The following is a 2,078-nucleotide window of genomic DNA, read 5'->3' as shown; positions in this document are numbered from 1 at the left end:
AGCTTGTTCTTTATCTACCAAGATCTTCCAGGCTTGCCGATGGCCTTGAGGGTCTCGGGGCGTTTGACGGTTTTGCCGACGTCGTAGCGGGGTGCCCGGTGTTTGTTCTTGGCGCCGGGTGGTCGTCCTGGTCCGGCGCCTCGGGGTTTGGGAACGCGGGCCGGGCAGGCGAGATGAGCGCGGATGTTCCTGAACCCACGGCGGACCCGGGCCGGGGTGAGCCGTCCGGAGGTGGCGGGCTTCTCCCAGGGCCTGCGGAGATCCGCGGCGAGGGGCCTGGCGAGCCGAAGCTGGGTGTGCGCGACGATCAGGAGCCAGGTCCAGCGGTCCGCGGCCTCAGGGGTGCGGAGTTTCGGGGTAGTCCAGCCGAGGGTCTGTTTAGCGAAGCGGAAGGTGTGCTCCAGATCAAAGCGACGGAGAAACGCCTGCCAGAAGCGGTCCACGTCATCCGGGGTGGCGCCGGTCTTGGAGGACCATAACCACACCGGCGGAGCATCCCGGTCCTTCGACAGGTGTTCAACCTTCAGGCGGATCAGCGTCCCTTCAACCAAGGGCAGCTCGCCTTCGTGGTCCAGCCATGAGGACCGGTGGGTGAGCCGGGGGTGGACCCGGTCCCATGCCTGGGTTTCGGCCTTGCCGTAGTTGGTGGTGTCCGTGATCGTGGTGATGGCCGGCTCGGGCCAGGTCTCCGGTTTGGCGAAGCGGAATTCCGGGCCGTGCTTAGGCGGTCGGCCATTGACGCCGTGCATTCTCGGTGGCTTCGGCAGGCGCATGACGCGGTCGGAGCGGACCCGGCCGACCAGCTCGACCGGCAGGTCGCGCAGGACCCAGGTCAGACGGGTGACGTCATAGCCCGCGTCACTGACGATCACGATGGCCGGATCCCCGGCCTTCCACTGGCCGGCGGTGACGAGCCGCTCGACAACACCTCGCAGTTGGTCGGCCGTGATGGCGGTCGCGTCGTCCACCGGCCCCAGCCGCACCGCATCCAGGATCGCGGTCCAGGACGTGGCGCCCGGCTCCAGCACAGCGACGAAGGAGTAGGGCCAGCCCGGAATGAACTGCGAGGCCGTCTTCGCACGGCCGTAGACATGGCAGAACAGCCGGTCCGCCGAGCACGGCGCGTCCGAACGAAGCCAAGGTGACACATCGACGGCCAGAACCAGGCGCCCGCCGTCGAACCGCGGCAGCGACAGTCCGGCCAGCGCCATACGCAGCTGGTCGGCGTCGATCCTGCCGTGGTTCAGGCCGCCATACATCGCTCCGTGGCCACGTCGATGCTCGGGCAGCAACGTCAGGTCCACCGGCGTCTTCACCGCCCCGTCCGCACACAGCATCGCGTCCACCAGCTCGAACAACTCGTCGCGTCGCGCGGTCAGACACTTGTAGAACTCGCCCCGGAAGCGTGACGCTTCCGCGAACGCTTCCCTCCGGACAGCATCAGGCAGCAGACTCACCCTCACGGCCTTCGTCTTGGTCACGTGCACCTTGGTCGGAGCACAGGATCAGACGGAGGCCGCCCCCACGTCCGGCGAATCCCCGCGTGAGCCACTTAGTTCGAAGATCGTTCGAGCTGGCAAGCGGCTCCGTCACACTGTCTCGGCGCTGATGACGACGTCAACGGCACGAGCCCATCCCTGCGGATCGTCAACCGAGACCCGAACCCGCCGCCTACCTGGTTTCCCGAGCAGGGAAGTGGTGAATCGGCTCTCGCCAACGACGTCCCCCACTACGAGCCGGCCGTCACTCAGCAGAAGATGCCCGTCGAACACGGTGGTCAGCAGCTCTCTGTCAGTTCCGTGGTCATCCGCGTCACCGTGATCCTTGAAGACGCGGACCTTGACCAGCGCAACCTGGGCCTGCACCCGAATGATGACGTGCGTGTCGCACCCAGCGGCGGGAGCGCCGTCGAGGGCCAGCGTCGTGGGGATCCACTCGGTCGAACCGAGCGCCATCACCGGGTGATTCACGTACAGGTCTACCCCTGCGATCTGCACAGCCTGACTCCCAGTCCATCCGTGACGTTCAGCGGAGGATAGAACCAGGCACTGACAGGTCCAGATGTTAAAGAACAAGCT

At 66.3% G+C, this 2,078-nt stretch carries 2 protein-coding genes; both read right to left on the bottom strand.

From position 1 onward, the window contains the following. Positions 1-14: 14 nt before the first annotated feature. Positions 15-1,457 carry an NF041680 family putative transposase gene (locus tag ACFQ7Q_RS38060; RefSeq protein ID WP_383563837.1) on the bottom strand — a complete coding sequence of 481 codons (1,443 nt, stop codon included), beginning with the start codon at positions 1,455-1,457 and terminating at the stop codon, positions 15-17. Between the two features lie 132 nt (positions 1,458-1,589). After that, positions 1,590-2,078, bottom strand: a 489-nt coding sequence (locus tag ACFQ7Q_RS38055) for a hypothetical protein (protein ID WP_383563834.1), incomplete at its 5' end; no start/stop codon positions are given.

Origin of the sequence: Streptomyces sp. NPDC056527 (assembly GCF_042794475.1) — a bacterium.
Lineage (GTDB): Bacteria > Actinomycetota > Actinomycetes > Streptomycetales > Streptomycetaceae > Streptomyces.
Note: the sequence above shows the minus strand (reverse complement) of the source record. Positions and strands in the feature narration are given on the sequence as shown.